Here is a 26,723-nt window from a genome sequence, read left to right as displayed (position 1 = left end):
GTGTATCACGACATCCAACCATGGCGCTTCACAATTACTTCGCAAAGTAAAAAAATTCACTGTTAATGAATTTTAAAGGGAAATTGGGATGATTCTCGCCCAGCCAGGACACATAGATCACATTAAGCGTAACAACGCTGGAGCGGTATATAAGCTGATCGACCAACTTGGGCCTATCTCCCGAATTGAGCTTTCTAAACGCAGTCAGTTAGCCCCTGCAAGTATCACTAAAATTACTCGTGAGCTAATCGATGCTCACTTGGTCAAAGAAGCCCAATATGGCGAACCTGCAAGTCGTGGTCGTCCCGCGATCGGATTGGTGTTGGACAATGAAGGGTGGCAGTTTCTTTCTATACGCCTTGGGCGTGGCTACCTGACACTTGCATTGCATTCATTGGGTGGCGACATTCTGGTTGAAGAGCGCCATGACATCCATGTACGGGATCAGGATTTGTTGATTGAACTCATTCAACAGCATATTAACCAGTTCTTTTCTACGCATTCGAACATCGTTGATCGCGTCACATCGATTGCGGTTTCTCTTCCTGGTCTAGTAAACAGTACTCAAGGCATTGTTATTCAAATGCCGCATTACGATGTTCATAATATGCCTTTGGGCGCGGCCATTCATCGGGCGACAGGTTTACCTGTTTTTATTGGCAATGACACGCGATCGTGGGCGTTGGCTGAAAAGCTGTTTGGTAACGCGCGTGATGTAGAAAATGCCGTACTCATTTCGATTCATCATGGCGTCGGTGCGGGCATCATGATCGATGGAAAAGTGCTGGAAGGGCAGGTAGGTAACATCGGCGAACTGGGCCATATTCAGATTAAACCGTTTGGAAAGCGTTGCTTTTGTGGCAATAACGGGTGTTTGGAAACCGTCGCCAGTTTACAAGCCGTGCTGGAAGACACGCAGGTAATGCTAGATCAGGGGCATCCAAGTGTTTTGCATGATAAACCACTGACCATTGATAGTATCTGCGACGCCGCGGTTGCAGGTGATGGTGTGGCGGTAAATGTGATTACTGAACTGGGTCATAACCTAGGGCAAGCCATCGCGATTGTGGTGAATCTGTTTAATCCGCAGCGAGTGTTGATTGGCGGCGAATTTAATCGCGCCAAATCAGTTCTTTATCCTGCGATTATGGAAAGAGTGCTTAACCAATCACTTCCACATTACTGTGAAAACCTCATGTTAGAAGAGAGTTATTTTTATACGCAAGCAACGATGCCAGGGGCTGCTTTGGTTAAGCGAGCCATGTATGACGGCTACTTGCTGATGAAGGTGTTGGAAGGCTAAAGCTGAGAAGTGCGGAAATAGCCAAAAAATACAGAAACAGAAACAGAAAAGGAGCGTGTGAACGCTCCTTTTTAGTATCAATCACTTTAGTATCAACCACTTTTGTATCAAACGCCGCGCGTTTTACATCGTGCGTTAGAACGGATACCAGATGGTGGCTGTTTCAACAGATCGTTTGTAAATCGCCAATCCCACCACAACAGTGATCGCAGCCAGTGCGAGCCAGTCTTTGTTCGCCAATGGACGATAATTGTACCAAGTGCGCGACTTATTGCGTCCAAAGCCACGCAATGTCATCGCGTTGGAAATTTCATCTGCACGGTCAAGGCTAGAGAAAATAAGCGGGATCAAAATTTTCGCCACACCTTTAAAACGCGCCATGAGTGGGGCGTTCTTTGAGAAATCCACACCACGTGCTTGTTGTGCATGCATGATGTTCACGAAATCATTCTTCACTTCAGGCAGATAGCGCAGTGTTAGGCTAACGGCATAGGCAATTTTGTACGGCACACCAATGCGGTTGAGGCTAGATGCAAACTCTGTTGGGTGCGTGGTAAACACAAACACCAGTGCGATGGGGAACATGCTGAAATACTTCAGTGTCACTGTTATCAAGTAAAAAAGGGTTTCTTGTGTTAACGAATAGTTACCCGGTAACTTCAATAGTTCAGTCGTTGTGCCTATCCACTCAGCCCCCTGCTGTGGGGCGACCAGAAACATGAATACCGCATTCATGCTTAGAACACTCAACGTGCCCAATAAAAGCGGTTTGTAGACACGAAAAGCCACGCCTGTCATCTTCAGCAATGCCAACCCGATGGCCACCATGCCAACAATGATACGCAGGTCAAAAGTGGTGAGAACAACAGTCACCCACGCCATGAACAAAGCAAACTTGGTGATGCCATTCAGCGCGTGAAGGGGTGATTTCGTATCGATGTAGTTGATACCAAACTTCATCTTCGAGGCTTTCATTTGGCGTTGCTCTCTGTTTGAATGAATTGCTGCATAAATCCGTCAATGTCGCGAATACCGGCACGGTCTGCGAGTTGGTACAGGCTGGTGGTGGCGAGGTTGGCCTCGTCCAGTAACTGCGGTTGGCTGAATACCGATGTCATTGGCGCGTCAGCAATCAGCTTGCTGTCGGCAATCACGATAGAACGAGTGGTGTATTCAAGCACCAAATGCATATCGTGAGAGATGATCATCACGGTGATGCCGCGTTCTTTGTTTAAACGCTGGATGAAAGACAACATGTTGCTGTAGTTACGGTAATCTTGACCTGCTGTCGGCTCATCTAAGATCAGCAGTTCCGGTTCCATCACCAATATTGATGCAATGGTGACGCGTTTTTTCTGGCCATAACTCAATGCATCAACAGGCCAGTGACGGTATTTGCTCAGGCCGCAAAGCTCGAGGACGTCTAGTGCGCGTTTCTCGATTTCGGCTTCACTAAGGCCGAGGTTTCTGAGGCCAAAGGTCACTTCTTCCATGATCATATGGTGAGAAATCATATGATTTGGGTTTTGCATGACCACGCCGACTTTCTTGCTGCGCTCAAAAATCGACAGATCACTGAAATCTTCACCCTTAAAACGAATCATGCCAGCATCTGGTTCGAGTACGCCCATCACCAGTTTGGTAATGGTCGATTTCCCTGAACCATTTTTACCGAGAACAGAGACTATTTCGCCACGATCAACGGAAAAGGTGACGTCTTCAAGCGCGTTCTTATCGCCATCGTACGAATAGGTTAATCCTTCAATACTCAACAGCGGCGTGGTGTCGCGAGTGGGTATCGATGGTACATAATCGCCAGCCCATCGCTGCAATTGAGAAGCGAATTGTTCAACAGGCAGCGTCGAGAGATATGCAGGATTATCTGTTTCGCTTAAGGCGCACCCTGCGTGTTTAAGCGCAGAGAAATACAGAGGTTGGCGAATGCCATGTCGTTCAAGTAATCCTGACATCATGAGTGCATTCGGCGTGGTATCGGCAACGATAGTCCCGTTATCCATCAAGATCACGCGGTCAACCGCATGGGTCAGCACATCTTCGAGTCGATGCTCGATGATGATGATTGTTTTACCGGTATCACGGTGTAATTGATCGATGATCTCAATGGTACGTTTGCCCGTTTTTGGGTCCAGCGCCGCCAGCGGTTCATCGAACAGGAGCACGTCGACATCGTCAACCAATATACCAGCCAGAGAGACGCGCTGCTTCTGACCGCCAGAGAGATCGTGAGGCGCGTGATTCAGTAGGGCATCCAAATCCACCATTTTGGCGGTGGCCTTAACCACTGGGTGCATGTCGGCGACGGATACGCATTGGTTTTCTAACGCGAAAGCAATGTCTTCACCCACAGTTAAACCGACAAATTGGCTGTCGGTGTCTTGCAATACCGTGCCAACCAACTCGGTGTATTGCGTGAGTTTCATGTCGGTAATTTCAGTGCCATTGAGGTTAAGCGAACCTGAAATTTCGCCTTCAATAGCATGAGGAATCAAACCGTTAATACACTGGCCTAGCGTAGATTTTCCGCTGCCACTTGGCCCGATAATCAGTACTTTCTCGCCTTTTTCGATGCGGAGGTTGATGCCTTTCAGCGTCGGGTTTACCAGCGCATCATAACGAAAGCTAACGTTTTTGAATTCAATGGTCATGGTGCAGATCAGGCCTCGGTCAGGTTACGATACTGGCTGTTGCGCTTGGCAACGGACTGCAGAATGAAATAACCAACAACAGTCACCAGCAGGGCGTTGCCTGCGGCGATAATGCATAGCTGAATGAATACCTTGGTAAAGGGTTCGGCGTATAACACGGTGTCAAGAAACGCGGAGCAGCCATACCCCACAACATTGCCGAGCAAGGCGAGCAGTGAGAATAGGACGATATCAAAAGTCGGAAACCGTCCGTACTTTAGGCGCCTTTTGGTCAGAATTGGGAAAAAGCCTATTACCATACCGACAATACCTGAGCCTAACACCCACGTTAGCCACACCCCCCAACCCGCAAATAGGTCAGTGACCCAGTGGCCAATGAAACCCACGAAAAAACCAACGACAGGGCCAAAAAGGACAGAGAAGAGCGCGAGTATAGCCATTGCTGGTTTTAGCGTTGTATTGGCAAACACGGGAATACCAAACATGGGTAAGCCGCCAATACCATAAAGTGCCGCACCAATAGCAATGATGACGACAGTTTTCGCAGAAAAATTCATAGATAACCCTTGGTGTCGGAATGTCTAAGTTCAGAGCCCGGCACACATTTGAATGCTTTTGTTGAGGTGGCTCGCAAAAATGAGGCGGGATTATATAGGATAACGTTCACTAAAAGAAAGCTATCAGTCTAGACGTCTACAACGCTGTGTAAACCAGAATAGACAGATTGGTTAATGCTTGGGCGACCAAAAATGGGATTGCGGGAATTTATCATGGTGTTAGATGAGGAGATGGAGAAAAGGTAAACGAAAAAGGCGCCGAAGCGCCTTTGTTTTTGAGCATGTGAAAATGCTTATTTGGCGATTTTCGCTTCCATCGCTTCGCGTTCAGCGGCGCGACATGCCGCGGCAGTAAACACCACATCCGTCGAGCTGTTCAATGCCGTTTCAGCGGAATCTTGAACCACACCGATGATGAAGCCTACGGCGACGACTTGCATGGCAATATCGTTTGGAATGCCAAACAGGTTACACGCCAGTGGGATCAGCAATAGCGATCCACCTGCAACACCTGACGCTCCACATGCTGATACAGCAGCAACAATGCTCAACAGAATCGCCGTAGCCAAATCAATTTGAATGCCCAACGTGTGAACGGCTGCCAGCGTCAATACGGTAATCGTGATGGCTGCGCCACCCATGTTGATCGTCGCACCCAACGGAATGGAAACAGAATACGTGTCTTCATCCAGTTTTAGCTTGTTACACAGTTGCATGTTCACGGGAATATTTGCCGCTGAACTGCGCGTGAAGAATGCTGTCACACCGCTTTCACGTAGGCACTGGAAAACCAATGGATAAGGGTTAGTGCGCGTTTTCACGTAAACAATGATCGGGTTAACCACCAAGGCAATGAATGCCATGCTACCCAAAAGTACACCTAACAAGTGGGCGTAGCCCATCAATGCATTGAAACCTGTTTCTGCAAAGGTATTGGCAACCAGACCAAAGATACCAATTGGGGCCAGTTTGATGATAAAGCGCACGATGAACGACACGCTTTCAGCTATATCTCCAAACACAGTTTTGGTTGTGTCTGAGGCATGATGCAAGGCAATACCCAGACCAATGGCCCACGCGAGAATGCCAATGAAGTTACCTGTCATCAATGCATTGATAGGATTATCGACCACATTGAAAAGCAGTGTGGTAATCACTTGAGCAATGCCTTCTGGCGGTGCAATGGCAGCGTCCGACGCAGTTAATGTCAGCATCGTTGGGAATAAGAAACTCATGGTCACCGCGGTAATGGACGCGGCAAAGGTACCCACGAGGTACAGAGTAACGATAGGACGCAAGTGCGTATGTTGGCCTTTACGTTGGTTCGCAATTGACGCGGCAACCAAGACAAAAACCAAAATAGGAGCGACAGCTTTAAGTGCGCTGACGAAAAGACTACCAAGAAAACCGACGGCCTTGGCACTGTCTGGCGAAAAGCTGGCCAGAGCAACACCCGCGATAATACCGATCAAGATCTGAACGACCAGACTTGAGTTGGTTACGCGAGTAAGTGGGGATTGTGCTTGCTTCATTTTATCTCACTTCACTGTGTGTATAACCCAAACTGCCCCAGAGCTGAAAATTAGCGATGGCGTATTGAGTAAAAGCTGTTAACGCTTAGTTAGCGACTGGATTAAATCAGGTGAATGAGTGGTCTGTAAAGTGATAATTAACACATAATATACTTATAGATCTAAGATGCCTGATTTTGTAGTGACCAATTTATAATCAGCAATGTAAAATATCGGATAAAGAAGTGTGTTGCTGGTGTGAAATGCAAAAGAAAAGCGCCTCGATTGAGGCGCTTAATATTGGCTTGATGTATGGGTGCTCCGTCTGCACAAGAGCTTCAACCTTTGCAAGACATCAGTAAATCACGTGTCCTACCGCGTTTAGCAACTGACTCACACCTTTGGTAAAGTGAAGCGGTGCGTCAGCGATTGTGTAACATAAGCAACCATCATGAGTTTGCGGGGTATGGTGATTGCTGCTGTCTAGAATAATAAAGTCTCCGGGCACATAGCTATCATGCTCATCTTCGAAATGTCCACTCAACAACAGAGTCACTTCCGTGCCTTTGTGCGTGTGGCTTGGAACACCACTATTCATCCCGATATGAAGCAAACTTGCACGTGTGTCGCCTTCATTTAAAGGTAAACGAGCACGGCTCAACGAACCCACACTGCTCCAACCGAGGTGATGGTAGCGACGAAGTGCCGTTGGTAGCGTATATCTCTCACCGGCGACATCAATCTTAGACTCGGGTGAAGGCGAGATAGGCGTGCTTGGCAGCTGCTCGTCACTCAATATCGCTGAAAGCATGCCTGCAAATTCATCACTGTCACTCGCATTCGAAGAAGCTTCACTATTATCAGCGAGATTAAATGTTTCATCTGCAATCTGATTTTCGAATAGAGCGACTTTCTTAGCGCAAAAATCACACATTTCACTGTGAGCGGAAACAGCAATAGACATGGACGCAGGAAGAGTTCCAGCGGCGTGGGCATAGAGAAGATCGTCTGCCGGATGATACTTAATCATCGTTTACCTCCAAATGGGTACGCAGCTTTTGTAAACCTAAACGTAAGCGAGATTTAATGGTGCCGAGTGGCACATTGAGCTGATCGGCTAATTCTTGGTGTGTCAGCTGCTTAATATACACCCCTTGCACAACCTGCTTTTGGAGATCAGGCAAGAGATCGATGTACGAAAACAGCTGTGCTTGAAGTTGGTCATGAAGCGCATCTTCTTCTTGATCGCCAGATTCGCCTTCAATAAGAGGCCAAATATCGCCACTTAAACAATCTTCGCGATTGCTTTTCACTTTGCGCAACATGTCGAAACTGACATTACGCATAATCGTGAAAATCCACGTTGACGCTGCGCCTTTTTCACCGTTGTATAGGTGCGCTTTGCGCCAAACCAACAACATGGTTTCCTGCACTAACTCCAACGCCTGGCCATCAGCTCTCAAGTGTCGCAAACCGTAAGATTTCACCTTGGGCGCAAAATGTTTAAACAATGCTGCATATGCAGACTGATCCCTGTCATGAGCGACGCGACGAAGTAACTCCGCCAAATTTTCCGGTGAGAGTGCTGACATGCTTGTTGGACTACTCGGACGGTTTAAAGATTTCGTAGTATATGTGTCTTCGACCAATTCCATGACGATTCAATCCCAAAATTGCCAAATAAAGTCATTATTTAAGAAACGAACCGCAATTCAATTTGGATCACTCTTCTACGGAATTTTCTTCATTAAGGAGAACATCAATAAATTGTTTGGCTTCTTCAAGGTCATTTTGGGCAATAAACCATTGCTTCTGGTTGTTCGCAAGAGGCAAGACTTCAAGCCAGCGTTGACAGACCCAATTGAGGTCGTCGAAATGGCGATCCTCGCTATATTGGTTGGCATGTTCAGGATGGGCGTCAAAAAGCGCCGCTAGTGCTTCACCTAGGAAACCGGGTTGGTGTTGGCTGCTTCGCCAATCTGGGAGTGATTCAGCCTCACCAACCCAAAGGCCATCTTTTTCCTGAACAATGTCGGACAGTTTTACGCGAGCCATCCCTTTGATTGTCACGCCCAGTAAGCCATCGGGTAGGGTTTCAAAATCAATGATACTGACGTGTGTGCCAAAGGTACAAACGGCATCGCCTTCTTTCATCGCCAAAATGAAGCCACGATTGTCTGCCATGGACTCTTTGACCAATCTGACATAGCGAGGCTCAAATATGCGTAACTGGGTTACGCCTCCAGGCAGGAGAAAGAGTGGCAGTGGGAATAGACCTAATTGCATTTGTACCTCCATAAATCGTACTTAAACTTACGGGGCGATTAGCGTTGCCGATCACACTGCCTAACGCAGTCGACTACATTTGTGCCATTAGGGCGTTTTTAATCGCATCAACAAGTTGTTTCAATTGAACGTTGCTCATGTCATATGGCGGCATGATGTAAACCAATCGTCCGAAGGGACGAATCCAAACCCCAGCTTCAACAAAGTGTTTTTGAATGGTTTCGACGTTTACACTTTGGTGCGTTTCAACGACACCGATAGCGCCTAACCAACGTACATCTTTGACACAATCTAAATCATTGAGTTCAGGTAGCATGTCTGACAGATGCTTCTCGATCCCTAACACTTTATCCTGCCATGGCGTGTCGATTAGCAGTTGCAGGCTGGCGTTAGCAACTGCGCTGGCAAGTGGGTTACCCATAAATGTTGGACCATGCATAAAACAGCCTGCTTCGCCGCTGCACACGGTATCGGCAACATGCTTAGTGGCAATGGTAGCTGCCATGGTCATGTAACCGCCGGTTAGTGCTTTTCCTAAACACATGATGTCAGGCGAAATACCAGCGTGCTCGCAGGCAAACAATTTTCCGGTGCGCCCAAACCCCGTCGCAATTTCATCACAGATCAACAAAACGCTATGTTCATCGCACAGTTCACGTACGCGCTTGAGGTAAATGGGGTGGTAAATTCGCATTCCGCCTGCGCCTTGCACGATAGGCTCTAAGATAACCGCGGCGATTTTGTCGAGATTGGTCTCCAGCTTGTGTTTGAAATCGCTGATGTCTGCTTCGTTCCACTCATCGTAAAATCCGCACTCAGGGGAGTCGGCGAAAATGTGCTCGGGAAGAAAGCCTTTATAGAGTTTGTGCATCGAATTATCTGGGTCGGTCACCGACATGGCCGCAAAGCTGTCCCCGTGATATCCATGGCGCAAAGTAAGGAAGGTAGATTTTGGTTGGCCTTTAGCGTGCCAATATTGCAACGCCATCTTGAGTGCGACTTCTACCGAAATAGAGCCTGAATCACAAAGGAAGACTTTTTCAAGCGGTGCAGGGGTCATTGCCACCAACTTCTTGCACAAATTGATGGCGGGATCATGCGTGATCCCGCCAAACATCACGTGCGACATTTTGCCAAGCTGATCCGTCACCGCTTGGTTGAGCGCTGGATGGTTGTAGCCGTGAATCGCTGCCCACCATGAAGACATACCATCTAACAGAGCAGTACCGTCTTCCAAATATAAATGCATGCCCTCTGCACGAGATACGGGGTAACAGGTCAAGGGATTCAGGGTTGACGTGTACGGGTGCCAAATATGGTCACGGTCAAAAGCTATATCCATGTTTTAACGATATCCATCTGTATAAAAAACGCCCACATGTAAACCATGAGCTTCAACTACTGTTGACATTGTAAAGGTCGACTTTAGACTGAACAAGTTTTCGATTAATCATTTTGAGGTATTACAGGTGGAAGTACGCCATAACTGGACTGTCAAGGAAGTGCAGGCCCTTTTTGAAAAACCTTTTATGGATCTGATGTTTGAAGCACAGCAGGTTCATCGACAGTATCAAGCGGCAAACCAGGTACAAGTGAGTACACTGCTCTCAATCAAAACGGGTGCGTGTCCAGAAGATTGTAAATATTGCCCGCAAAGCGCGCATTATCGTACGGACGTCGAAAAAGAACGCTTATTGGAAGTTGAACGTGTTCTTGAAGCCGCCGAAAAAGCGAAGCATTCAGGCGCAACACGTTTTTGCATGGGCGCGGCGTGGAAAAATCCTAAAGCGCGAGATATGCCTTACTTGAAAGAAATGATCCAAGGCGTGAAGGGCTTGGGACTTGAAACCTGTATGACGCTGGGCATGTTGACGCCAGATCAAGCGGGAGAGCTGGCGGGTGCTGGTTTGGATTATTACAACCACAACCTTGATACCTCTCCTGAGTATTACGGTAATGTCATTACGACTCGTACTTACCAAGATCGCTTAGATACACTTTCTCATGTGCGTGGCGCAGGTATGAAAGTCTGTTCTGGTGGCATCATTGGTTTAGGTGAAAATGCACGTGATCGTGCGGGGCTGCTGGTGGAGTTAGCCAACTTACCGCATCACCCAGAAAGTGTGCCGATTAACATGTTGGTTAAAGTGAAAGGCACGCCACTCGAAGAAGTTGAAGATGTGGATCCGTTCGATTTTGTCCGTATTATCGCAGTCGCTCGGATCATCATGCCGCAGTCGGCAGTTCGTCTCTCTGCGGGTCGTGAGAACATGAACGAGCAGATGCAAACGCTGTGCTTTATGGCAGGTGCAAATTCTATCTTTTATGGCTGCAAGTTGCTCACAACCCCAAATCCTGACGAAGATGCTGATATGCAGCTTTTCAAGAAGCTGGGTGTAAACCGAGAGCAAGCTGTTCAAAAACCCGATGAAATTCAAGAAGAAACCTTGTTGTCACAAGTGGCAGAGCGCGTTGCTTCGCGTCCGGGTAAGGACGATCTGTTCTACGAAGCTAACGTTTAAAGGCGCGTCTAAACCATGCCCGTAGAATCAAGGCCTGAAAAAAGTCAGCGTCCATCTAGTCAGCTTCAACGTCGTATTGAGAAAAAACTCGATGCGCGTCGAGAGCAACATCTTTTACGAAAGGTGAGTGCTTTCCATCATCAAGGTGCAAAGCTCGTTGATGGCGATAACCTGTCGTATCTCAACTTTTCCGGCAACGACTATTTGGGGCTGGCGCAAGACCCTAGCGTAATTGCGGCGTGGCAAGAAGGGTTGACGAAATATGGTGCAGGAAGTACAGCTTCGCCTTTGGTGACGGGGTTTACCTATGCTCACCAAGACCTCGAACAAGCGCTTTGTGACTGGTTAGGATTTGATCAGGCAATTCTTTTCAACAGCGGTTTTTCAGCTAATCAAGCCGTGATTTTTTCGCTGCTTGAGAAAAGCGATGTATTGCTGCAAGACAAACTGAACCACGCATCCTTAATGGAGGCGGGTATGTTGTCAGGAGCTAAAATGCAGCGTTTTACCCACAACAGCATTGAAAAGCTGGATGCGTTATTGCGTTCGAATGCCAATGCACCAGCGCGTTTTGTGGTCACGGAAGGCGTATTCAGTATGGATGGCGATCTCTCGCCATTGGCTGACATCAAATTTCGTTGTGAAGCGCACGACGCATGGCTGATGGTTGACGATGCACATGGCATTGGTGTGCTGGGTGATGCAGGACAGGGAAGCGCGCACATTGCTAATGTGAAGCCAGATATCCTGATTGTCACCTTTGGTAAAGCGTTTGGCATGATGGGGGCAGCGGTCATGTGTAGCGAGTCTGTGCATCAGTACCTTACGCAGTTTGCTCGTCACTATGTTTACTCCACAGCTATGCCGCCTGCACAGGCCTATGCCTTGTCTCACGCCCTTTCTATGGTGAAATCACAGTCATGGCGCAGGGAGAAGCTCGCGGTGTTGTCGGCGTGTTTTCATTCAGCGCTTTCTGATTGCTCTGAAGTTATCAATACCATCACACCGATTAAACCTGTCGTATTAGGTTCGGTTGAACGGATGCAAACCGTCGCGCAGAGTCTGAAACAAACCGGTTTTTTGACGGGAGCGATTCGTCCGCCCACCGTGCCAGCCAATACAGCGCGTCTTCGCATTACGCTATCCGTTAACCAATCAGAAGCGCAGGTCAGCGATCTCGCCGCTTCACTCCGTCGTTGTATAGAGGAGGGCGCATGAGCCAAGCCGTATCGTTACATCTCGACGCCTCACTCGCTTTGTGCGAGGAAAAAAACGCCATAAAAGACGCATTCAGCCGCGCCGCTGCAACATACGACCAAAGTGCTGCGTTTCAGCGACGTGTTGGTCATGAATTGATGTCACTGCTGCCGGATTGGCAAGAAAAAACCGTGCTCGATCTAGGCTGTGGGACCGGATATTTTAGTGAGCAAATCGCGAAGCACGGCGCGCAGGTTATCGCGCTGGATCTGTCCGAACAAATGCTAGAGCACGCGAGAGCACGTTGTGGAGACGCGTTGCAGTATGTGTCTGGAGATGCAGAGTCACTGCCATTTGCCGATAACAGTGTTGATGTTGTATTTACATCCTTGGCGCTGCAATGGTGCAACGATCTGTCGGTGCCTTTGCAAGAAATGAAGCGAGTTGTGAGGCCTGGGGGGACGATTTTGTTCTCCACGTTACTCGATGGTTCGCTGTATGAATTAAAACAGGCATGGAGCCAAGTTGATTCACGTCAACACGTGAACACATTTCTGACGCTAAAGCAGGTAAACCTTGCGCTTGCGCAAGCTGGAAGTGCGAATCACCACTTAGAATGCCAGACGTTAATAGAAAGATACCCCTCAGCACTCGCACTGATGAAAGACCTAAAAGGTATTGGCGCGACACATCTATCTGAGGGAAGAGAAGCGGGACTCGTTGGCAAGCGAACATTTATTCAATTGGAAAACACCTATCGGGAATTTCAGTTAGAAGATGGTTTCGTCCCCGCAACATATCAAGTTTGCTTCGGAGCGATAAATAATGACTAAAAGCTATTTCGTGACAGGCACAGACACAGAAGTAGGTAAAACGGTCGCCTCGATGGCGATCATGCAAGCCGTGTCTAAAGCGGGTTACAGTGTCGTTGGCTATAAACCTGTTGCCGCAGGCAGCGAAGAGACAGAGCAAGGCCCAATGAATTCGGACGCTATACGTCTTCGTGAATGCTCGACTGTTGACGTTCGCTATCAAGATGTAAACCCATGTCTACTAGAAGCCGCGTGCTCTCCTCATATTGCCGCTGAGATTGAAAATAGCAGTGTTGATTTTGCGTTACTGAGTGACGGTTTAAGGAATATTCAAACCAAAGCAGATGTTACGTTAGTCGAAGGCGCGGGCGGTTGGCGCGTACCTGTAAGTTATGACAGCACATTGGCAGATTGGGTTGGAGAGGAAAAGCTCCCTGTTATCTTGGTCGTTGGAATTAAATTAGGGTGTTTAAATCACGCTTACTTAACCGCTGAAGCGATTCGTCGTGATGGGCTGGAAGTTGTGGGGTGGGTGGCTAACCGCATTAATCCTGGCACGGAGCATTACAGTGATATCGTCAAAACGCTAGAACATCACCTGAAAGTGCCAAAGCTGGGAGAGATCCCTTACATGCCATCCATCAAATCCAGAGATTTGAGCGGCTACATCGACATTGCACCCTTGGGGCTGTAAACGTCAAAATCTGCGAGTGCCAGAATAATGAAAAAAGCCAGCGCAATGCTGGCTTTTAATATTCGTTTTGCCACAAATGGCTAGCTTGCTACTGCAACAATAGCTTATTTATTGTCTTCAAGCAGACCCATCAGCGATTGCTGAACATCAGATACCTGTTTCAGTTTTTGGTTCTCGTCGTCAGCAAGCCCCAACTCTGTACACGCCTCATCAAAGCTCATGCCTAAGTGACAGCAAAGGATATCGATTGCAACACGATAATTTTCTTTATCAGCCATGGTTTCCTCTCCTTAGAACCGCATTCCACTGTGGAGTACTTAAGCGTGTTCAATAACACGCTCACCCTTTACGACACACTATTCCTGATACGGCTTCTTTTCAACTCGACCAAAGTCTAATTTAGACAAATGAAGAAGCCGTTCAGCGTGCTGTTAAAAAGTAGCACCAATTATAGCGTTGCAATAATTTACGTTACAAATTGCTACATAGGGTTGTTTTTCCGCGGTTTGACCCTACTATCTCATCCATAGCGCTTCAATTTTTCGGAGACAAAACTAGTAATGAAACGCATAGCTTTATTTTTAATGACCAACCTAGCGGTGCTGTTTGTATTCAGCATCGTGTTAAACATCGTTTATGCCGTAACAGGCATGCAACCGGGCAGTTTGTCTGGCTTGCTGCTGATGGCCGCATTGTTCGGTTTTGGTGGGTCACTGGTGTCATTGTTGATGTCAAAATCAATGGCGCTGCGTTCGGTGGGTGGCGAAGTGATTGAACACCCACGCAATGAAACTGAACATTGGTTGATGAACACAGTGAGTCGTCAGGCTCAGCAAGTCGGTATCGGCATGCCAACCGTGGCTATTTACTACTCTGACGACATTAACGCATTTGCCACTGGCGCAAAACGTGATGCGTCATTGGTTGCGGTATCAAGTGGTCTGCTACAAAACATGACTCGTGACGAAGCCGAAGCCGTATTGGCTCATGAAATTAGTCATGTTGCCAATGGTGATATGATCACGATGACGCTGATGCAAGGTGTGGTTAACACCTTTGTTATCTTCATCTCTCGCTTAATTGCTGGTGCCATCAGTGGCATGAACAACAACAGCGAAGAAGGTGAAGGTGGTGGCAGCTTCATGGTGTATTTCATCGTGTCCTCGGTGCTTGAAATTGTATTTGGCATGTTGGCGAGCATCTTGACCATGTGGTTTAGCCGTCATCGCGAATTCAAAGCCGACGCAGGTTCTGCCAAACTGGTTGGCAAAGAGAAAATGATCGCGGCACTGGAAAGGCTAAAAGTGAGCCACGAAAGCCGTTTGGAAGGGTCAATGATGGCGTTTGGCATCAATGGTAAAAAATCATTGAGCGAATTCTTCATGACGCATCCACCACTTGATAAGCGTATTGACGCATTGCGTCGTGGTGATCATTTGTAATCACCCCTGTCTTAACCTTGCTAAAACGCCTCCATTTATTGGAGGCGTTTTTGTTTTTAGTTCGGGATCGTGTTTCTTCAGCTAGTTTGATAGGACGCTAGGAAGAAAACATAGAGGTAGATATGAATCCGGTTGGATGGTTTGAAATTGCAGTGACAGATATGGAGCGAGCGATTGGCTTCTATGAGAAGACGTTGGGTATGACATTGAAGCGGCAGGAAGTCAGTGGTGTCCATATGGCGTGGTTTCCTGTTGAAGAAGGAGGCTATGGTGCGACAGGAACGCTTATAGCCTGTGAAGAAAATACGCCTGGAGCATCATCAACCATGATTTATTTCAGCGTCGCAAACATAGATGAAGTCTTGGCACGTATATCCGACAGTGCCATTTTAAAAGCAAAAACCCCGATTGGTGATTTTGGTGTCTATGCCCATATCGAAGATAGTGAAGGGAATAGGGTTGGCCTTCACAGTCATTAAAGGGTAGATATGAGTATTGGTGAATGTTATTGGCGGTTGTATTTGCAACCGCTTTCTTTTGTCGATCTCTGTTGCAAAGGTGTTTATTTTTTAAACAATCCATAGGCAACACGCGATAGCATTATTAAAAGTCTTTCAGAGCGTTTTATTTACCATATTGATTTCCGTGTATTGGCGAACACTTCCGAGACGTTGCATAGATGAAAACGTAAAACAGCCAGGGAAGGGGCATGTTTAAAGTAATTAGATTTCTGTTTATTGCTGCGATTCTAATAGCGCTGCTTGCCACTGCTATCGTTTATGGCGGTCTCGCATTGAGCCTGCCTGCGCTGTCGGGGGTCTCCACTGCCACAACAATATCCGACACGGCTTATCTGCAGCGCGATGAACTTGGTACAGCGATCATCATTGCCGATAATCGTACAGATGCTTCTTACGCATTAGGCTATGCGCACGGACAAGATCGTTTCTTTCAAATGGACTTACTGCGACGGAATGCTGCCGGGGAGTTATCTGAGCTATTTGGCGATGCGGCATTGTCTCTTGATGAAAGTACGCGATTTCACCAATTCAGAAAACGCAGTCGCGAGATAGTGGCTATGTTGCCTTCGGCGCAAAAGCAGCAGCTTAATGCCTATGCCCACGGCGTGAATGATGCCCTTGCACAAGCAACTTTCCCATCGTTTGAGTATGTGGTGACGCAAGCGGAGCGAAAGCCTTGGCTTCCTGAGGACTCGTTACTTGCGATATTTAGTATGTATCTTGACCTGCAAGGCCGAAGCCTAAATAGAGACCTCACTATGGGTGCGCTCGAAGATAGCTTTGGTGAAGACATGGTTGGGTTTGTGACCCAGCCTAGCCAGTATCAAGCGGCACTGGATGGCAGCCGTTTTCCTCTCAAAAAAGTACGGATACCTTCCCTTTCTGCTGAAATTGTTACCGCAGCCATGACGCGAGACATCGATGATTCAGCGGTTGTTGGCAGTAACAACTGGGCGGTAGGGGGAGCATTAACTCGTGATGGTCGCGCAATGCTATCGGATGATATGCATCTTGGTATTCAAGTTCCTATCATTTGGTATCGTGCTCAACTTAACTATAAAGAAGACAGTGATGACCGCCAGATCACGGGTGTCACCTTACCGGGTGCCCCCGCGGTAGTGGTTGGCTCAAACGGCCATATAGCCTGGGGTTTTACGAATGGCTATATAGATACCGCGGATTGGTACAGGTTAGCTGACGATGACAAAACGGCCTTGGTGTCAGAAAGTATTCCCACGCAAAAAGGGGAGCATAAATACCTGCTCGAAATGAGCGAATTTGGGCCTGTGAAAATTGTTAATGGGGAAAAATTCGCACTCTCTTGGGTAGCACACCAAGACTATGCTGTGAATTTGAACCTATTGAATTTAGAAACTGCTCAAACAGTTGAATCTGCTTTTGAAGTTAGCAAGGAAACAGGCATTCCGGTTCAGAACATGGTTGTCGCCGACAAAGATGGCAACATCGGATGGCAAGCAACAGGCGCAATGCCTGACAGACGAAAACCCGCTCAAATACCTCTTCCTTCGTTTCTATATGACAAAGCGTGGGGTCAACAAGCGCGCGATGTGCCCTTTATCATCAACCCAAAACGTTCGATGGTATGGACAGGGAACAGTAGGGTCGTGAGCACCAAGCAAGATGCCCGTTTTGGTAATGGTGGCTATGCATTGGGCGCGAGAAGCGTACAAATAAAACAGCGATTGTTCGAAAAAGACGTATTTGATCCGGAGGACTTCTATCGAATCCAGCTAGACAATGAAGCCTTCTTCTTGGATCGATGGCACCGTGTGTTGCTCACTAATTTACAGCGAGAACCAGCGCGCTTTAACGACGATATTACCGCGTTGGAAAACTGGCAGCGCTGCGCATGTGCTGATTCTGTCGGTTATACGTTAGTGAGAAAGTACCGCGATACTTTAATGGATATCTTGTTCGCTCCAATAGAAACACAACTTGCCGAAAATGGACTCAGCTTGGGCTTGCTGGAAAGGCAATTAGAGCCAGCGTTATGGCAATTGGTCGATGAAAAACCAGCAAGTTGGTTACCCGCTGGACACGCAGATTGGAATCGTTTCCTCACTGCAGCGTATGTGACGATGCGTGATGATCTGATGGTAGATACAACAGGGCATGTTGATGGCTCACTGCAGGCCCTGCGCTGGGGGAGTATCAACACACTCAATGTTCAGCACCCGTTTAGTCGCCAAATTCCCATATTGAGCAAGCTGCTAGATATGCCTAAAGCTGAAGCGTTTGGCGATCGATATATGCCAGCCGTTCAAGGGAAGGCATCTGGTGCCTCACAGCGTTTAATTGTCCAACCCGGAGACGAGGTGAATGGTATTCTGACCCTACCTGGTGGGCAAAGTGGTCATCCGCTTTCTCCTTTTTACCGTTCAGGGTTCGATGCGTATATCGAGCAAGCCTCAACGCCATTACTGCCTGCCCAGCCGCACTATCAAATCGTTTTCAGTCCAGCTTCCTAAGGTTATTTGGGTATATCGGATATCGTGTCATTTACCGCCTCCTCTTGTTTTAACCTTTCCCTGAAGATTAAACGTCCCTTTGTGCTTACACTATTAAATAGCTGTCTGATGAGCAGTTGTCTGATTACTTAACAAATGGTGAGTTTATTTATTGTTATATTAATCAAATTGATGAGAGAAATTAACGGATAGTGTTGCACTATCGAGACTTTGTTGGGTTTCATTCACAAAAGCGTGTAAATAATCAATATCATCAATGTATTAATATTGATACCTTGGCGTTTAATTAGAGTGGTGACTAATAATTTAGTCACTACTATGTTTTAGGGTAAGAAATATGAATATTCTTGTTTGCGATTCGGGTGATTCGAAGTTGATACTTAATAAAAATAATAAGTATCAGGAATGCCCGACCAAATTAAGGGTATTCGATATGCAATTTGATTCTTTTCAGCATGCCTCACGTTGGCTGGATCTGGCGACATTTGGTCCGAAGCGCGGCGAAGCACATGCGATGATTGATAAACGCGCTAAAGCATGGTTTGACGAACAGGTCAGCCTTCCTGTCACTTCTCATTTGTCACAATGTGAAAAACAGTTCGACGCACAAGACTATGGAAAGATGCCATCGCGCTCTACACGTATCCGTGCTTGGTTAGATATCGCGTTTTACGCCGATGATCAATTAAGGCAACGTATTGCTTATGCTTTGACTCAGATTTTTGTCGCTTCAGATCAAGATGCGACATTGATTAATCATACTCCTGCCGTTGCCAACTATAACGACTTACTGTGTGAGCATGCGTTTGGCAATTATCGCGATTTGCTCAAGGCTGTGTCGTTGTCTCCCGTCATGGGTCACTATCTGACTATGGTAGGGAACCAAATAGGCGATCCAGAAACAGGTCGTCGTCCTGATGAAAACTATGCCAGAGAAATCCTACAACTTTTCTCCGTAGGTCTTTATCAGCGCGCTTCCGATGGAAGCCTGATTTTGGATGCCAATGGTTCGCCAAAGCCTTGCTATCACGAAAAAGATATTCAAGAGTTAGCCCGTGTGTTCACAGGCTGGAGCCATACTGATTCGCATCTGATGACACCGATGGCAGCGAATGAAAGCGATCATGACCGTGGTGAAAAACACATATTAGGTCATCACTTTGCCAAAAATGTTCCCGCTGATCAGGAAATGGATCAAGTGATGGAGCTGTTGCTTCACCACCCTTCGACCGCCCCAAATATCTGCAAAAATTTGATTCAAAAGCTGGTTAGCTCTAACCCATCATCAGATTATGTCCGTCGTGTTTCTGAGGTATTTGACGATAATGGCGAGGGTGAAACAGGCGATTTGAAAGCCGTCGTATGGGCAATTTTGACTGATGATGAGGTTTACACAGCACCGCCACAGTCAATGAGTAAGGTCAGAGAGCCTTGGCTGTCGCTGGTGTACGTTTATCGTGCACTGGATGTGCTACCTGGCGGCGGAAGTGCATTAGTAGAATCGGATCTGATTTATCTGAAAACCTGTAATCAGTATCCGCTAGGCTCGCCATCGGTATTTAATTTTTATTTACCGGACTATGCCCCTAAAGGTGTGGTAGCTGATAACAATTTGGTCGCGCCAGAGTTACAAATCGTTGATTGGTCACATGTTATCTACGTGCATAATTTCATTTATGGCATTTTAAGACTGAATCTTCAGGACATTAATAAGCCATTAAAAAAACAGCTTTATATTGATGTTGAAAGCTTGAAAGTACTTATTCAAAACAAAGACATTGAAGGGTTTACACAAGAGGTTTCAGAACGGTTCTTCAATGGAAGCATGCCCGAACCACTTAAGCGCGTGTTAAGAGAGCACTATAACGGAATCGATATTCATCCCGGCAAATGGGTGCAACGCCTGTTATTTATTGCTTTGGCTTCCCCGTATTTTCACGTTCAGGAGAATCGCGCATGAAATTAACACGACGCCACTTTATTCAATCAATCGGGGCAGTGAGCGCGACAGTATCTGCGCCCATGAGTTTTAGTGCTATTGCCGAAGACGCAGAAGATTATAAAGCATTGGTATGTGTGTTCTTAAATGGGGGGAATGACTTTTTCCATCAGGTGCTTCCAATGGATAGTACCAACTACAACAAATACGCCTCATCTCGAAAGGGTATCGCAGTTTCTCGGCAAAGTTTGTTACCTATCGATATCCGAGATAAAAACGATGTCGAGTTTGGTCTACACAAATCTTTAAAGCCGCTGATGCCGATATTCCAAAAGGGAAAGGTGAGCCTGGCGATGAATGTAGGGCCATTGCTAGAGCCCACCCAAAAAGAAGACATTGTTAGTGGGAAAGCAGAATTGCCACCGTATTTGTTTGCGCACAATAAACAGCAAGAAGTGTGGCAGCACAGTTGGCAGGGTGATCGTTACAGTGGGCAAGGTTGGCTAGGAATGTCAATGGATGTCCTGATGCGTGATATGTCTGGTATTCCAAACAGCTTTTACACTGGGCCAAATACGCTGCTCGATAGCTTTAATTCTGACAAAATGTTTGTGAATAAAAATGGCTTTGAAGAGCTTCAAGCATTGACCAGTGATGTTATCCGCACGAGTTATGAAACCATGGCAACTCAACACTATGATTCACCGTTAGTGGCTGGGTATGCAGATATGGTTAAACAGGCCGTTGACGCCCAGCAGCAGATGGAACCGATAATCGCGTCAATTCCGCAAGATAAACGCATTCCAGCGTCAAATCTGGGAAGCCAACTTCGCGCCATTAAACAGATGATCGATGCGGCGCAAATGCTGGGACATAACCGTCAGGTGTTTTACGTCTCTATTGGTGGATTCGATACCCATGATAATCAAGTACGTCGCCAAGACGAACTGATGAAGGAGTTTTCTGAGGCCATTGCAGGCTTCTATACGGCGCTAGATGCAGAAGGGCTGACCGACAACGTTATGACCTTCACAATGTCAGAGTTTGGCCGCAGCATGCACGACAATGCACGTAAAGGTTCTGATCATGGGTGGGGTGGCGGTCAGTTTATCTTTGGCGGAAACACTGCAGGTAAGCAGTGTTTCGGTACATATCCTGACTTCACCCGAAACGGTCAAGACGACAATGGCGATGGACGACTTATTCCATCCATTAGCCATGAGCAATACGCCGCACATATGGTTAAGTGGCTGGGGCTAAATAACAGTGCACTGAACACTGTTTTCCCCACCTTGACTAAGTTCGGTGGGCCAATGCGAGCTGACTCCGTGGCGTCGTAACGTCTATCGTAAACAAAAAGCCAGAGCCAAGTGCTCTGGCTTTTTTGTCGATGTATTTGTACTTATAGAGACATAAAGGGGGGTGAGATTGGACAAAACGCTCAGTAAAGCACTAAGTAAATACACGTTTATAGCGATAAGACTCGAATTGCCTTAGTATTTTCAGCTTATTCACAAAGCATTAGGGAAAATGAAATGAGCGAAAGCTGGGATGATATGGCTGAAGGATGGGATGGCAACCAAGCGGTCATCGCCTATTCAGATAATGCTGTCCGCTCATTAACTGATGTTGTGAATATTAAAGAACTCACCATTCTGGATTTTGGTTGCGGGACGGGGTTATTGACCGAAAAGCTATCACCAGAAGCGGCGTTCATTACTGCTATAGATCCCGCTTCAAAGATGATCGGTGTATTAGATGCGAAAGCGCTACCAAACGTGAACACTGTGGCAGGTGTAGTTGATGAAGCGCTCGTTCGTGAGTGTCGACAGGCGGGTAAGCGTTTTGATTTGATCGTAGCGTCGTCATCATTGGCCTTTGTGCCGGATTATCCCGAAACCATCGCGCTGCTGGCGATGCTGTTGGCAGACAAAGGTTTGTTGGTGCAATGGGATTGGGAAAAGAGTGAAAGTTCGGGTGTAGGCTTTAAGGCAAGTGAGATTGAAGATGCTTACATTCACGCAGGCATTAACCTTGTTTCTACTTCTCATCCCTTCAGTATGGGTGACATGCGCGTATTAATGGCAGTAGGACAACGCATCGATTAAACGAAGAAACCGCCTCGAAAAGGCGGTTTCTTATGTAAACAGGCAAGGTAACCTTGAGAACAATTACGCCGTTTGTGCGTTGTCCTCGAACGGCACACGGTTGCCATTCCAGCTTAATACCAGACCAAGACCTACACTTGCAGCAGCACCCATCATCACGGCGGATACGGTAAGCAAACCGCTCACTGCCAACGCCGACACAATGCCACTTGCCACGAAACAAATCATGGTTTGCAGGAAGTTCAACAAACCTGCTGCCGTTGCGCTGCAATGTTTGAACTCTTCTAGCGCTTTGTTCACCACAATAGGGTAGATAGCGCCGTTTGCCGCTGCCAAGAAGCAGAACGGGATCAGGACAGGCCAAATGTTAGTCACGTCTGTCTGCCAAGAAATCGCGAAGATAACGGCAACACTGGCGATAAATAGACCCACAAACCAAGGCAGAAGTACTGATCCGTCGAATTTATTCAGTAGCGCACGACAGCTGTAACCACCGACAATAAACGCGATAGTTTGTGGCACATAGCTCATGCCGATGTCAGCACCGCTGTAACCCATCTCAGTCATGACAAACGGAGAGCCTGTCAGCCATGCAAAGAATGCGGCTGAACAGCCTGCAAATACCAGCATGTTACCGATAAACTTGCGTGAGCTAATAATGTGCTTGTAATCGCTAACCAGCTTCGCACCAATTTTCTCATCGCTGTTGATCACGGGCGCACTTTCTTGTTGGCGTAGTGTAGCCATAACCAACAAAGCACCTAAGCCGACCAGAACAATAAAGATACTGCGCCAGCCGAACTGAGCTTCAAGGCCTGCACCTAGCAGAGGCGCAAGTGCCGGAGACAAAGCAACCAACGGCATGATGGTAGCAAATACACGTTGTGATGTTTTGCTATCGTAGCGGTCAATCACCACGGCTTGCCAAATCACAGACGCACTGCACGCCCCCAGAGCTTGCACAAAACGGGCAGCAAGGAAAACTTCAATGCTGTTAGCCATAAAGCAGGCAATGGTTGCCACACTAAACAGCGCCATACCGCCAACGAGCACTTTAATTCGGCCAATACGGTCAGACATTGGGCCATAAACAATCTGTCCAAGCGCCATACCCAAAAGGAATACGGTCAGCGACAGGCCAATCATAGATTGCGATGTACCCATCTCAAGGCGGATGTTTTCAAAAGCGGGCAGGTACATGTCGGTCGCGAGGAAGCCGAGCATGCTCAGCGCTGCGAACCAAATCATCGTTGTCATTGGAACAGAATTTTTCATTTCACTTGTCCGTTCATTATTCTCGGATTTACTTGGTTGTGGAGTGTAGCGGTAGCGAAAAGCGCTGTGAAACGCTAAAATTTCGCCATTGCTTTCAAAATATTTGATGTGAAGCGTCGAGTGGCACATTTGATAATTAACAGTGGCAGGCTCAAAGGCAGAATTTATGTTTTCTTATCAAGATCTTCAGGTAGTGGACGCGGTTGCAAGGCGAGGGAGTTTCTCTGCGGCAGCTGAAGAAATGCACAAGGTGCCAAGCGCAGTGAGCTATACCATTCGACAAATGGAAGACAAACTTGCTGTGAATTTATTTGAGCGATTGCACCGTGCAGTGCGTTTAACGCCAGCAGGCGAGTTTTTCGTTGTTGAAGCGCGTGACTTGATGAAGCGTATGGACGAGATCCGAGATCAAACTCAACGTGTCGCTAATGGCTGGACGCGAAGCGTTTCCTTGGCGTTGGATAACGTGGTGCGTGAAGATCGCGTGGATTCATTGGTGCGTGATTTTTATGATGCGTTCCCTGACGTGGAATTGTTGCTTACCATGGAAGTGTTTAACGGCGTGTGGGATGCATTGGCCTACGACAGAGCAGATATCGCCATCGGCGCAACGGCTGCGGTGCCGGTTAGCGGAAACCTCAGTTATCGCGATATGGGGATCCTGACTTGGCGATTTGTGGTATCCAAAGACCACCCTTTAGCCAAAGAAAGCGAACCGTTACGAAATGAACAGCTTCTTGGCTATCCGGCCATTTGTCTTGAAGACACTTCCCGTATTCTACCCAAACGCGCCACTTGGCTGCTGGATAACCAACGTCGTTTAACCGTTCCCAATTGGCATAGTGCGATTCAATGTTTCCGGTCAGGTTTAGGTATCGGCGCCATGCCGTCACATATGGCAGAGTTATATTTGAAAACAGGGGAGTTAGTTGAAAAAACACTGGTTGAGCCGCCAGCAAGAAGCCCGTGCTGCATTGCATGGAGAACAGATAAAGAAAACCCTGCTGTGAATTGGATCTTGGATTATTTGGGTGACGCTGAAAAAGCGCATAGAGAGTGGTTGGAGTGAGTTGGCATAACTTGAAATAGCGGCCAAGCATTAGTCTTCTAACTTTGTTGTACTTATAACGTAAATTAAGATAGCTCGTTAGTAGACTAATGCTTGGTGTCGCTTGCTTATTATCTAGCCATAGATAATCGAATTGACGTTGCTTTTGGTTGCTCTTTTTTCGCTTTTAACGTTGATATGGTTACATAATTGCTCGAGTAATAAGATGTTAATTCAACACATAAGCGAGCTCACTATATGTTTCTCGAAGCGCTGATACATCGTTTGCAATGTCTTCATTAGGGCGTCTTTCAAACAAGCAATCGGCAATCAGTTTAGCGACTGCTGGCATGTCATTGACGGTGAATCCGGCTCTCACGATTTCGGGAGTACCAAAACGCAGACCATTCATATCACCATCAACAGCGTCGATTGGAAGGCCAATGCCACAGGTTAGGATGTTGGCCTTTCTCAGTTTTTTCGCCATGGTTTGCCCGCCACCAAAGGGGGCTGAAATGATGGCAAACTGATGTGAAAGGGAAGGTGTCAGCCCATTTGGTGTTTCAACTTGAAACACAGGTAAACCTTCCGCTTGGCAGGCTTTTGCTAGTGCTTGGTTGGTGTCGATCATGGCTTCAGAATAAGTTTCGCCGTAGCTTTTCCAATCCAACAATGACACTGCCAGAGCCGCAGATTTCGCGGCATCAAAATTGGCCGTTAGCCCCGGAAACGCAATCGCATCAATTTTCTCCATCAGTTCTATATCATTGGAAACGATTAAACCACCTGGTGGTCCACCAAGGCTTTTGTAGGTGCTCATTGTCATCACATGCGCGCCTTCGTTGAGTGGATTAGGCCAGCTTTTTCCCGCAATGATCCCGCACTGGTGCGCTGCATCAAACAACACATAAGCGCCCACTTCATCCGCAATCGCACGAATTTCCGTGATTGGGTGTGGTAGCAAGTTTAAGCTTCCGCCAATGGTGATGAGCTTGGGTTTAAGCACATGAGCTTGTTCTCGCAGCGCATCCAGATCTACCGTGTAATGCGAAGCATCTGCCGCCATTTCCACAATATTTAAGCCGTACAATCCCGCTGCTCCAGCGTTGTGATGCGTAACATGACCGCCAATTGATGCGGGTGGCACTAACACGGTATCGCCTGCTTTGCAGGTCGCCATGAATGTATACAAATTCGACATGGCACCCGAAGCAACACGGATTTCAGCATACTTGGCTTCAAACACATCGCAGGCAAGCTGCGCGGCAATCAGCTCAATTTGCTCAATGGCTTCTAACCCCATCTCGTACTTGTCACCGGGATAACCGAGAGAAGGGCGAGAGCCAATGCCAGAAGCCAATAGTGCTTCAGCCTTAGGGTTCATGATATTGGTAGCAGGGTTGAGGTTAATGCACTGTTTTTCATGAATGGTGCGGCTTTCGTCTGCTAGTGCATAGATGGCAGAGACCAGCGCCTGGCCGTTGTTGAGATCAAACTCTTGAAGTGATTGATCAGCAAATTGATTCAAGGTGTCGTTTACCCAAGGTTTTGCGTGAAATGTCATACTGCTGCTCCCCTGTCATGTTTTTTTGATGCTTCTATCAAAACGCGACAGCAGAGTTATCTCAAATGGATTATTTTTTGTGTAAGGCAAAAATGAATTTGGGCATAAGTACAATGCGATCTCAACGTTATCCGCAATTACCGCCGCTTGATGCGCTCGTGGCTTTTGAATCTGCCGCTGAACATGAAAGCTTTGCCAGGGCGGGTGAAGAGCTCTTTCTCACAGCGTCAGCCGTTGCGTATCAAGTCAAAAAATTGGAAAGCACCATCGGAGTGCAACTCTTCGCGAGGCATGGAAAAGGCGTGACCTTGACCGCCAAAGGCCAAGAATTTTTACTTCTTGTTAAAACATCACTTTCGTCGTTAGAAAACTATGTGGATTGGATTAAGCACGGTCGATTAGCCCCAGTAAAGTTAATCACGCAGCATGCTATTGCTCAGCTTTGGCTGCAAAAAAGGCTGGGTGTTTATCAGCATGATTTTCCAGATAACGAGATCGAAATTACGGCTGTTTCTGCGGTGTCGGGCAACCCCCAAGACACGGATATTGCCATTGGCTATTTTCAGCATGATCCAGGTAAAAACTGGCAATGCTTGTGGAAAGAGACGCTGATCCCTGTGGCATCAAAAGCCTATAAAGCGGTGACGCCAGTTCTTTATCAAGATATGAATTGGCATGATGATTGGCGATTCTGGCAAGACGAGAAAGTCATTGCCAAAGGGGTAGCGAAAATGCGCCGTTCAAGTCTGTATGGTTTGATCTTACAGTCGGTACTAGACGGACATGGAG

Annotated in this window: 24 protein-coding genes; 13 read left to right on the top strand and 11 right to left on the bottom strand. The window is 47.1% G+C overall.

Annotated elements, in window-relative coordinates; genetic code table 11:
* Window positions 1–88 precede the first annotated feature (88 nt).
* Complete coding sequence (mlc, locus tag A1OO_RS18690; RefSeq protein WP_016959611.1) at window positions 89–1,303, top strand: sugar metabolism global transcriptional regulator Mlc; 1,215 nt, start codon at window positions 89–91, stop codon at window positions 1,301–1,303.
* Between the two features lie 135 nt (window positions 1,304–1,438).
* On the opposite strand, the gene A1OO_RS18685 is transcribed toward mlc, so the two are convergent.
* From A1OO_RS18685 to bioA, 8 genes are all read right to left on the bottom strand, one after another.
* Window positions 1,439–2,278 carry an energy-coupling factor transporter transmembrane component T family protein gene (locus A1OO_RS18685; protein WP_017004062.1) on the bottom strand — a complete coding sequence of 280 codons (840 nt, stop codon included), beginning with the start codon at window positions 2,276–2,278 and terminating at the stop codon, window positions 1,439–1,441.
* Window positions 2,275–3,969 (bottom strand): ABC transporter ATP-binding protein, encoded by a 1,695-nt coding sequence (locus tag A1OO_RS18680; protein WP_017004061.1) that lies wholly within the window; start codon window positions 3,967–3,969, stop codon window positions 2,275–2,277. The genes A1OO_RS18685 and A1OO_RS18680 overlap by 4 nt, the downstream gene beginning before the upstream one ends.
* An 8-nt stretch (window positions 3,970–3,977) precedes the next feature.
* Window positions 3,978–4,526, bottom strand: a complete 549-nt coding sequence (locus tag A1OO_RS18675) for an ECF-type riboflavin transporter substrate-binding protein (protein WP_017004060.1) — start codon at window positions 4,524–4,526, stop codon at window positions 3,978–3,980.
* Window positions 4,527–4,819: 293 nt separating this feature from the next.
* On the bottom strand, window positions 4,820–6,058 hold the full coding sequence (sstT, locus tag A1OO_RS18670; RefSeq protein ID WP_017004059.1) for a serine/threonine transporter SstT: 1,239 nt from the start codon (window positions 6,056–6,058) through the stop codon (window positions 4,820–4,822).
* Between the two features lie 334 nt (window positions 6,059–6,392).
* Window positions 6,393–7,067: a ChrR family anti-sigma-E factor gene (locus A1OO_RS18665; protein WP_016959606.1), complete on the bottom strand. Its 675-nt coding sequence runs from the start codon at window positions 7,065–7,067 to the stop codon at window positions 6,393–6,395.
* Entirely contained in the window at window positions 7,060–7,692 is a 633-nt protein-coding gene (locus A1OO_RS18660; protein WP_016959605.1) for a sigma-70 family RNA polymerase sigma factor, read from the bottom strand. The genes A1OO_RS18665 and A1OO_RS18660 overlap by 8 nt, the downstream gene beginning before the upstream one ends.
* A 67-nt stretch (window positions 7,693–7,759) precedes the next feature.
* Window positions 7,760–8,323: an LON peptidase substrate-binding domain-containing protein gene (locus A1OO_RS18655; RefSeq protein ID WP_017004058.1), complete on the bottom strand. Its 564-nt coding sequence runs from the start codon at window positions 8,321–8,323 to the stop codon at window positions 7,760–7,762.
* Between the two features lie 73 nt (window positions 8,324–8,396).
* Window positions 8,397–9,665: an adenosylmethionine--8-amino-7-oxononanoate transaminase gene (gene bioA / locus A1OO_RS18650; protein ID WP_017004057.1), complete on the bottom strand. Its 1,269-nt coding sequence runs from the start codon at window positions 9,663–9,665 to the stop codon at window positions 8,397–8,399.
* 127 nt (window positions 9,666–9,792) lie between these two features.
* Between bioA and bioB the strand changes: the two genes are divergently transcribed.
* Genes bioB through bioD form a run of 4 tightly spaced genes read left to right on the top strand, consistent with a single transcriptional unit; the run spans window position 9,793 to window position 13,548 of the window.
* On the top strand, window positions 9,793–10,845 hold the full coding sequence (bioB, locus tag A1OO_RS18645; protein ID WP_026023950.1) for a biotin synthase BioB: 1,053 nt from the start codon (window positions 9,793–9,795) through the stop codon (window positions 10,843–10,845).
* A gap of 15 nt (window positions 10,846–10,860) precedes the next feature.
* Complete coding sequence (gene bioF / locus A1OO_RS18640) at window positions 10,861–12,063, top strand: 8-amino-7-oxononanoate synthase (RefSeq protein WP_017004056.1); 1,203 nt, start codon at window positions 10,861–10,863, stop codon at window positions 12,061–12,063.
* Window positions 12,060–12,875 carry a malonyl-ACP O-methyltransferase BioC gene (bioC, locus tag A1OO_RS18635; RefSeq protein ID WP_017004055.1) on the top strand — a complete coding sequence of 272 codons (816 nt, stop codon included), beginning with the start codon at window positions 12,060–12,062 and terminating at the stop codon, window positions 12,873–12,875. The genes bioF and bioC overlap by 4 nt, the downstream gene beginning before the upstream one ends.
* Entirely contained in the window at window positions 12,868–13,548 is a 681-nt protein-coding gene (gene bioD / locus A1OO_RS18630) for a dethiobiotin synthase (RefSeq protein WP_016959599.1), read from the top strand. The genes bioC and bioD overlap by 8 nt, the downstream gene beginning before the upstream one ends.
* 104 nt (window positions 13,549–13,652) lie before the next feature.
* Here bioD and A1OO_RS23655 read toward each other — a convergent pair whose 3' ends face one another.
* Window positions 13,653–13,826 carry a hypothetical protein gene (locus A1OO_RS23655; RefSeq protein ID WP_016959598.1) on the bottom strand — a complete coding sequence of 58 codons (174 nt, stop codon included), beginning with the start codon at window positions 13,824–13,826 and terminating at the stop codon, window positions 13,653–13,655.
* Between the two features lie 282 nt (window positions 13,827–14,108).
* On the opposite strand from A1OO_RS23655, the gene htpX reads away from it, so the two are divergent.
* From htpX to A1OO_RS18600, 6 genes are all read left to right on the top strand, one after another.
* On the top strand, window positions 14,109–14,990 hold the full coding sequence (gene htpX, locus A1OO_RS18625; protein WP_026023949.1) for a protease HtpX: 882 nt from the start codon (window positions 14,109–14,111) through the stop codon (window positions 14,988–14,990).
* A gap of 122 nt (window positions 14,991–15,112) precedes the next feature.
* Window positions 15,113–15,469, top strand: a complete 357-nt coding sequence (locus tag A1OO_RS18620) for a VOC family protein (protein ID WP_017004054.1) — start codon at window positions 15,113–15,115, stop codon at window positions 15,467–15,469.
* Between the two features lie 230 nt (window positions 15,470–15,699).
* Entirely contained in the window at window positions 15,700–18,000 is a 2,301-nt protein-coding gene (locus A1OO_RS18615) for a penicillin acylase family protein (RefSeq protein WP_017004053.1), read from the top strand.
* Window positions 18,001–18,433: 433 nt separating this feature from the next.
* A complete protein-coding gene (locus A1OO_RS18610; RefSeq protein ID WP_017004052.1) occupies window positions 18,434–19,960 on the top strand; it encodes a DUF1800 domain-containing protein in 1,527 nt (508 codons plus the stop codon).
* Complete coding sequence (locus A1OO_RS18605; protein ID WP_017004051.1) at window positions 19,957–21,279, top strand: DUF1501 domain-containing protein; 1,323 nt, start codon at window positions 19,957–19,959, stop codon at window positions 21,277–21,279. Before A1OO_RS18610 ends, A1OO_RS18605 begins: the two co-directional genes overlap by 4 nt.
* Window positions 21,280–21,474: 195 nt before the next feature.
* Entirely contained in the window at window positions 21,475–22,047 is a 573-nt protein-coding gene (locus tag A1OO_RS18600) for a class I SAM-dependent DNA methyltransferase (protein ID WP_017004050.1), read from the top strand.
* 63 nt (window positions 22,048–22,110) lie between these two features.
* On the opposite strand, the gene punC is transcribed toward A1OO_RS18600, so the two are convergent.
* Entirely contained in the window at window positions 22,111–23,451 is a 1,341-nt protein-coding gene (gene punC / locus A1OO_RS18595) for a purine nucleoside transporter PunC (protein ID WP_017004049.1), read from the bottom strand.
* A gap of 37 nt (window positions 23,452–23,488) precedes the next feature.
* On the opposite strand from punC, the gene punR reads away from it, so the two are divergent.
* Window positions 23,489–24,391 (top strand): DNA-binding transcriptional activator PunR, encoded by a 903-nt coding sequence (gene punR / locus A1OO_RS18590; protein WP_017004048.1) that lies wholly within the window; start codon window positions 23,489–23,491, stop codon window positions 24,389–24,391.
* A gap of 208 nt (window positions 24,392–24,599) precedes the next feature.
* Here the strand turns inward: punR and glyA are convergent, their stop codons facing one another.
* Window positions 24,600–25,934, bottom strand: coding sequence for a serine hydroxymethyltransferase (gene glyA, locus A1OO_RS18585; protein WP_017004047.1), 1,335 nt, complete (start codon window positions 25,932–25,934; stop codon window positions 24,600–24,602).
* 113 nt (window positions 25,935–26,047) lie between these two features.
* Between glyA and A1OO_RS18580 the strand changes: the two genes are divergently transcribed.
* Window positions 26,048–26,723: LysR family transcriptional regulator (locus tag A1OO_RS18580; protein ID WP_017004046.1), on the top strand; the 676-nt coding region annotated here is incomplete at its 3' end.

This window comes from Enterovibrio norvegicus FF-33, from assembly GCF_000286835.2.
GTDB classification, from domain to species: Bacteria; Pseudomonadota; Gammaproteobacteria; order Enterobacterales; family Vibrionaceae; genus Enterovibrio; species Enterovibrio norvegicus_A.
Note: the sequence above shows the minus strand (reverse complement) of the source record. Positions and strands in the feature narration are given on the sequence as shown.

Coding starts and splice junctions, on each gene's coding strand:
- A1OO_RS23655 (WP_016959598.1), bottom strand. CDS start 13,826: ATGGCTGATAAAGAAAATTATCGTGTTGCAATCGATATCCTTTGCTGT.
- bioF (WP_017004056.1), top strand. CDS start 10,861: ATGCCCGTAGAATCAAGGCCTGAAAAAAGTCAGCGTCCATCTAGTCAG.
- A1OO_RS18660 (WP_016959605.1), bottom strand. CDS start 7,692: ATGGAATTGGTCGAAGACACATATACTACGAAATCTTTAAACCGTCCG.
- A1OO_RS18610 (WP_017004052.1), top strand. CDS start 18,434: ATGCAATTTGATTCTTTTCAGCATGCCTCACGTTGGCTGGATCTGGCG.
- sstT (WP_017004059.1), bottom strand. CDS start 6,058: ATGAAGCAAGCACAATCCCCACTTACTCGCGTAACCAACTCAAGTCTG.
- punR (WP_017004048.1), top strand. CDS start 23,489: ATGTTTTCTTATCAAGATCTTCAGGTAGTGGACGCGGTTGCAAGGCGA.
- htpX (WP_026023949.1), top strand. CDS start 14,109: ATGAAACGCATAGCTTTATTTTTAATGACCAACCTAGCGGTGCTGTTT.
- bioC (WP_017004055.1), top strand. CDS start 12,060: ATGAGCCAAGCCGTATCGTTACATCTCGACGCCTCACTCGCTTTGTGC.
- glyA (WP_017004047.1), bottom strand. CDS start 25,934: ATGACATTTCACGCAAAACCTTGGGTAAACGACACCTTGAATCAATTT.
- bioD (WP_016959599.1), top strand. CDS start 12,868: ATGACTAAAAGCTATTTCGTGACAGGCACAGACACAGAAGTAGGTAAA.
- A1OO_RS18600 (WP_017004050.1), top strand. CDS start 21,475: ATGAGCGAAAGCTGGGATGATATGGCTGAAGGATGGGATGGCAACCAA.
- punC (WP_017004049.1), bottom strand. CDS start 23,451: ATGTGCCACTCGACGCTTCACATCAAATATTTTGAAAGCAATGGCGAA.
- A1OO_RS18605 (WP_017004051.1), top strand. CDS start 19,957: ATGAAATTAACACGACGCCACTTTATTCAATCAATCGGGGCAGTGAGC.
- A1OO_RS18680 (WP_017004061.1), bottom strand. CDS start 3,969: ATGACCATTGAATTCAAAAACGTTAGCTTTCGTTATGATGCGCTGGTA.
- A1OO_RS18620 (WP_017004054.1), top strand. CDS start 15,113: ATGAATCCGGTTGGATGGTTTGAAATTGCAGTGACAGATATGGAGCGA.
- A1OO_RS18665 (WP_016959606.1), bottom strand. CDS start 7,067: ATGATTAAGTATCATCCGGCAGACGATCTTCTCTATGCCCACGCCGCT.
- bioA (WP_017004057.1), bottom strand. CDS start 9,665: ATGGATATAGCTTTTGACCGTGACCATATTTGGCACCCGTACACGTCA.
- mlc (WP_016959611.1), top strand. CDS start 89: ATGATTCTCGCCCAGCCAGGACACATAGATCACATTAAGCGTAACAAC.
- A1OO_RS18675 (WP_017004060.1), bottom strand. CDS start 4,526: ATGAATTTTTCTGCGAAAACTGTCGTCATCATTGCTATTGGTGCGGCA.
- A1OO_RS18615 (WP_017004053.1), top strand. CDS start 15,700: ATGTTTAAAGTAATTAGATTTCTGTTTATTGCTGCGATTCTAATAGCG.
- A1OO_RS18685 (WP_017004062.1), bottom strand. CDS start 2,278: ATGAAAGCCTCGAAGATGAAGTTTGGTATCAACTACATCGATACGAAA.
- A1OO_RS18655 (WP_017004058.1), bottom strand. CDS start 8,323: ATGCAATTAGGTCTATTCCCACTGCCACTCTTTCTCCTGCCTGGAGGC.